The organism is Aeromonas sp. QDB68, assembly GCF_027707405.1.
In the GTDB taxonomy this organism is placed as follows: Bacteria; Pseudomonadota; Gammaproteobacteria; order Enterobacterales; family Aeromonadaceae; genus Aeromonas; species Aeromonas caviae.
On sequence record NZ_JAPCIQ010000008.1, the window covers coordinates 86,359 to 92,358 of the forward strand.

Here is a 6,000-nt window from a genome sequence, read left to right on the forward strand (position 1 = left end):
ACCCGCTTTGCTGTCAACCCAAAATTCTCGCCCACTGGAGCGTTTAGTCAAAATTCAGGCAGTTAGCTGTTTTTACCGCCAACCTCGTCTCTATGTCGCTGTTTTACGTCGCAAATCCGCTTGAGGCCAAAATACGAAGGGCCCCCGTCAGGGAGCCCTTTTCATGCCATGGCCGATGTTTATTCAGCGGCCATGCGCGCTTCGATATACGCCAAAGCGCGATCTATACGGGCGAGGACCCACTCCTTGCCCACCAGCGCCATCACGGCGTCGATGGCAGGGGAAAGATTACCCCAGACCGGTGACGGCAATGTGCGGCGGCAAGCTTACTCGGCGGCCATGCGCGCTTCGATATACGCCAGGGCGCGGTCGATGCGGGCGAGGACCCGCTCCTTGCCCACCAGCGCCATCACGGCATCGATGGCAGGAGACTGGCCCAAACCGGTGACGGCCACACGCAGCGGCATGCCGACCTTGCCCATGCCCTGACCCAATTCGGCGGCGGTCGCTTCAATCAGCTCGTGCAGCGCCTCGGTGGTCCAGGTCTCCAGGGCCGCCAGCTTGGTCTTGGCCAGCGCCAGCGGCTCGGCAGCCACGCCGCGCAGGTGCTTCTTGGCAGCGGCTTCGTCAATGGCTTCGTACTCTTCGAACAGGTAGCGGCTCTGGGCGGCCATCTCGACCAGGGTGTTGCAGCGCTCGGCCAGCAGGGTGACCACGTCAGCCAGCGCCGGGCCATTGCTGGTATCGATCTGCTGGTGTTCCATGTGCCAGGCCAGGTGCTTGGCCACATAGGCCGGATCCAGGCTACGCATGTAGTGGTTGTTCAGCCACAAGAGCTTGTCGGTGTTGAAGGCGGAGGCGGACTTGGAGATGGCATCCAGGCTGAACAGCTTGATCATCTCGTCCAGGGTGAAGATCTCCTGATCGCCGTGGGACCAGCCCAGACGCACCAGATAGTTCAGCAGCGCTTCCGGCAGGTAACCGTCGTCGCGGTACTGCATGACGGAGACGGCGCCGTGGCGCTTGGAGAGCTTGGCGCCGTCGTCACCCAGGATCATGGAGACGTGGGCAAATTCCGGTACCGGCACGTTCAGCGCCTTGTAGATGTTGATCTGGCGCGGGGTGTTGTTGATGTGGTCTTCCCCACGCACCACGTGGGTGATCTCCATGTCCCAATCATCGACTACAACACAGAAGTTGTAGGTCGGCGCGCCATCGGTACGGCGGATGATGAGATCGTCCAGCTCGGTGTTGGCGAACTCGATGCGGCCACGGACGTGGTCATCGAACACCACGGACCCTTCGGTCGGGTTGCGGAAGCGGATCACGTGCGGCGCATCGGCCGGGTGATCGTGGGCGCCATCCCGGCACTTGCCGTCATAGCGGGGCTTCTCGCCGTTGGCCATCTGGCCTTCACGCAGCGCTTCCAGACGCTCTTTGGAGCAGTAGCACTTGTAGGCGCGGCCGTCGGCCAGCATCTCGTCGATGAGGCCGTTGTAGCGATCGAAGCGTTTGGTCTGGTAGTAGGGGCCCTCATCCCAGTTCAGCTCCAGCCATTCCATGCCCTCAATGATGGCGTCGATGGCCTCCTGAGTGGAACGTTCCAGATCGGTATCCTCGATACGCAGCACAAACTCACCGCCCTGGTTCTTTGCAAACAACCAGGAATAGAGTGCGGTACGGGCACCGCCGACATGCAAAAAGCCGGTCGGGCTGGGAGCAAAACGGGTTTTGACTTTCATCTTTAAGCCTTGTGTAGAGGGCCTTGGGCCAATTCGTTAAAAAAACCGTCGCATTTTAGCACCGACAATGACGGATGGGAAAACCATGGCGAGGCAGAGGGGAAAATAGGGTCTATTCCCGCAAAAACCGCTGTTTTAGAGTGATGTCTCAGAATTTTCCCTTTTTTCCCGCTTAGCTAGGCGAGGTCGCTGGAGAGATCTCCCGCGCAGCCGATACTTCAGTCACCCCGTCAACGAACCCTCAACGATACAAGGAACGCGCGATGCAGTTTCGTTCTATCCAGAATCGTATTCTGGTACTGGCCGGTGTCGCCATGACCACGGCCCTGGTCATCCTGATCCTGCTCAACCAGTATTCAGGCCGGCAGACCCAGCAGCTCACCATCGACTCCAGCCGCGCCGCCCTGCAACAGGAGGCGTGGCAGAAGGTGAGCGCCAACGCCCGTGCCGAGGCCGCCACCATCACCCAGCTGCTGCAAAAGGGGCTCTCCTACACCCAGCAGATGGCCAGCGTCTTCGCCCGCCAGCAGGAGGGCAAGCTGCCGCTGGATCGCCAGCAAGCCACCGACCTGCTCAAGGCCCAGCTTGCTTTGGAGCCTCAGCTCTATGGCGCCTTCGCGGGCTTCGAGCCCAACGGCTTCGACGGCCAGGACGAAAGCTTCGCCGGCCAGAGCGCGCTCGGCAGTGACGACAAGGGGCGCTTCGTTCCCTACTTCTACCGCGACAAGGATCAGATCGGCAGCGATCTGCTGCTCTCCATCGAAAAGAGCGATCCGGACGAGTTCGGCAACCCGGCCAACGACTACTACGCCTGCCCGAAACGGGAGGGGCGCCCCTGCCTCATCGATCCCTTCAAGGTGGACATCAACGGCCAGCAGGTGCTGGTGAGCACCATCACCACCCCCATCCTGGTGGATGGCCGGTTCAAGGGCATCGCCGCGCTGGATCTGGCGGTGGACTCCATCAGCCGCAAGGCCCAGTCCCTCAACAGCAACATCTATGACGGCAAGGGGGAAACCCTGATCGTCAGCGCCGCCGGTGTCATCACCGGTACCAGCGGCGACGCCAGCCTGCTCGGCAGCCGCGCCGACAAGGTGCTCGGCAACGGCTGGCAGCAGTACCTCAAACCGGACGTGCAGCGCCAGGAGCTCACCGACGCGTTTCGCATCTCGGTGCCCATCGCGGTGCCCGGTATGGCCCGCAACTGGGCCATCATCGTCACCCTGCCCTACAAGGTGGTGCTGGCGGGAGCGGACGAGCTGGCACGCCAGCTCACCGACATGAACCGCGCTGCCATGACCCAACAGCTCATCGGTGCCCTGCTGGTGCTGGTGCTGGCCCTTGGCACCATGCTGGTCATTGCCCGCAGCATCACGGGCCCCATCCGCCAGATGGTCAGCCTGGTGGATGACATCGCCGACGGCGACGGGGATCTCACCAAGCGTCTGGAGAGCCGCTCAAGGGACGAGCTGGGGGCCCTGGCCCGGGGCATCAATCGCTTCATCGACAAGCTGCAGGCCTTGCTCGGAGATGTGCAGAAGACCGCGAGCGAGGTCCATCGCCACGCCGGGGACACCGATCGCATCGCCGGCCAGACCGACAGCAACCTGCAGCATCATCAGGCCGAGATGGAGCAGATGCTGACCGCGGTGCAGGAGATGTCCTATGTCAGCCAGGAGGTGGCCACCCACGCCAACAACACCGCCGACTCCGCCAAGCAGGCCCAGAGCGCGGCGGACGAGGGCAAGGTACGCTTCCAGCGGGTGATCCACTCCATGCACAAGGTGGCCGCCGAGGCGGGCAAGGGCGCCGAAGTGGTGGAAGGGCTGGCTCACGACAGCGAGCAGATCACCAGCATCCTCACCGTCATCCAGGGGATCGCCGATCAGACCAACCTGCTGGCACTCAACGCCGCCATCGAGGCGGCCCGGGCCGGCGAGCAGGGGCGCGGTTTTGCGGTGGTGGCCGACGAGGTGCGCAAGCTGGCGGGCAACACCCAGCAGGCGGTGCAGAATACCCAGGAGCTGATCGACAAGATCCGCCACAGCTCCACCAACGCGGTCAACGCCATCCAGCAGAGCCAGCAGCTGACCCATCAGGCGGTGGGGGAAGCGGATCAGGCGGAGGCGGCCCTCGGCAGCATCTTCCAGGCCATCGCCACCATCAACGACATGACCTACCAGATCGCCTCCGCCGCCGAGGAGCAGAGCTCGGTTTCCGAGACTGTCTCCGGCAATCTGTCAAAAACCAGCGCACTGGCCAACGACATCGCCAGGGACGCCACCAGCACGGCCAACGCCAGTCAGGCCTTGCGTCAGGCGGCGGAACGTTTGCAGCAATTGTTGGGTCAGTTTCGTCTCAGCTGATAATTTTCATGCTCCGGACTCTCCCCCTCGGGGACGAGTCCGTTTACCATAGGCGGCATATTTGCCTGATGGCAGGCAATGTAGTGAGAGGTAAATGCCGTGCCCACCCCGGACCGTCGCCCACGTGGCCATAACAGACGAGCCCAGCAGCGTCGCCAAGACGAATCACAAGGAACCCTGCTCCAACGTATCAACGCGGCTACCCTGCCCCTGCGCCAGCGTCTCGGCCAGGGCATGAGTGGCCTGGGTCAGCGCAACAAGGAGCCGAAGGCGGCCTCGTTCAAGCTGGCAAGCCCCCTGCCCCGCAAACACACCATAGGGTTGCTGGTGCTGATCCCGCTCTGGCTGCTGGTGCTGGCCTGGGAGCCCGCCCCCGCCGCCCCGACCACGGCGCCGTCAGGCTCTCTGGCGGTCCCCCTGGCCGTGCCGGCCCAGGCCCTGACCGTCGGCAACGCCGGTGAGCCACAGGCCGCCAAGCCCGTCGAGGAAAAAGTGGATGGCACCTGGTTGCAGCACGACGTGCAGGCCGGTGAAACCCTCTACTCCATCTTCCGCAAGTTCGAGCTGCCGGGGGCCGAGCTCAGCCGGCTCATCGCCATCGAAGGGCCGGACAGGCCGCTGACCCGGCTGCAGTCGGGCAAGTCGGTGTTCATCCTGGTGGACACCAGCCGCCGCATCCAGCGGGTCGAGGTCCGCTCTCTCGGTCAGGTCAGCTACCGCTACGACCGCCAGGGGGAAGGGTTCGCCCTCAAGGAATAGGGGGCTCGACCACCCCCCCTTATGCAGACGGGAGGCCATGGCCTCCCATTTTTTTGATGTGAAGCATGAAACAAGCTGCTGACTTCACAATACTTTTAGCTCGCTCAAAAAATGAAAAGTGCCAAATTGACAAGGGATCGGGCTCCAGTACAATCGGTCAGGCTTTAGACAGGGATTGTGCTACATGCTACTGGGACAAAGAGACGTGGTCAGTCATGCTTCAACCCCTGACTTCCAGGCAAATGCTGCCCAACCAGGCTTAGTTTCATTTTGTTATAGATAGGACTTACCACATGTCTGACATTCGCACCGGCCAAGTAAAATGGTTCAACGAAACCAAGGGTTTTGGCTTCATCGAGCAATCCCAGGGACCGGACGTTTTCGTTCACTTCTCCTCCATCCAGAGCGCAGGTTTCAAGACCCTGGCTGAAGGTCAAAAAGTCCAGTTCACTGTGACCCAGGGCAAAAAAGGCCCTCAGGCCGAGAACGTCACCGTTATCTGAGCCAGCGCCAGTGAACCCGTAGGAGGAGCCATCGCCCCTCCTATTTTTTTGCCCGCGATTTCCCCTCCCCGATCGGCAGAGCTCTTGCCGGGCTTGCCATCCCCACCTGCAAGCCGTTTATGGCCGCCACCAGCCGCTATAAATCAAAATGATGAGTTTTGGTTAAATGCCCCGGTTTTAACTTACACCGAGCCACTGTCTGTCATTCAGGCCCTGCCAAGCCTGTTAGCCGACCGCAAAGGGTTGTGCCCGATCTCCGGGAGGCTATTAGCAAGCAATACATCTTGGTCTTATGACTTGGGATGTGCGGGGAAGAGAGAAATCAGGCAAACGCCGGATACGACAAATCATCGCAGCGCGATGTGATGGGCAATTCAAAGGGATTATGAGAACGTCGAAGAGAGATTGGAGCGGGAAACGAGACTCGAACTCGCGACCCCAGCCTTGGCAAGCGCGGATCATGCTCTACCAACAGGACGCGGCAGTGATGGTACTGAGAAACTGGATTCGTGTACTTGGGGGAGAGATTGAATTCGAAGGGTTCGAAGAGAGATTGGAGCGGGAAACGAGACTCGAACTCGCGACCCCGACCTTGGCAAGGTCGTGCTCTACCAACTGAGCTATTCCCGC

Annotated in this window: 4 protein-coding genes and 1 tRNA gene; 3 read left to right on the forward strand and 2 right to left on the reverse strand. The window is 61.2% G+C overall.

Going from position 1 to position 6,000, the window contains the following annotated elements; all coding sequences use genetic code 11:
* Nucleotides 1–326: 326 nt before the first annotated feature.
* Nucleotides 327–1,742: a glutamate--tRNA ligase gene (gene gltX, locus PG892_RS04840; RefSeq protein ID WP_223916036.1), complete on the reverse strand. Its 1,416-nt coding sequence runs from the start codon at nucleotides 1,740–1,742 to the stop codon at nucleotides 327–329.
* 263 nt (nucleotides 1,743–2,005) lie between these two features.
* Between gltX and PG892_RS04845 the strand changes: the two genes are divergently transcribed.
* From PG892_RS04845 to PG892_RS04855, 3 genes are all read left to right on the forward strand, one after another.
* A complete protein-coding gene (locus PG892_RS04845) occupies nucleotides 2,006–4,108 on the forward strand; it encodes a methyl-accepting chemotaxis protein (RefSeq protein ID WP_223916038.1) in 2,103 nt (700 codons plus the stop codon).
* A gap of 99 nt (nucleotides 4,109–4,207) precedes the next feature.
* A complete protein-coding gene (locus PG892_RS04850; RefSeq protein WP_010675484.1) occupies nucleotides 4,208–4,867 on the forward strand; it encodes a LysM-like peptidoglycan-binding domain-containing protein in 660 nt (219 codons plus the stop codon).
* A 293-nt stretch (nucleotides 4,868–5,160) separates the two neighbouring features.
* Nucleotides 5,161–5,370 carry a cold-shock protein gene (locus PG892_RS04855; RefSeq protein WP_005297820.1) on the forward strand — a complete coding sequence of 70 codons (210 nt, stop codon included), beginning with the start codon at nucleotides 5,161–5,163 and terminating at the stop codon, nucleotides 5,368–5,370.
* A gap of 554 nt (nucleotides 5,371–5,924) precedes the next feature.
* On the opposite strand, the gene PG892_RS04860 is transcribed toward PG892_RS04855, so the two are convergent.
* Nucleotides 5,925–6,000: transfer RNA gene (locus PG892_RS04860), tRNA-Gly, on the reverse strand.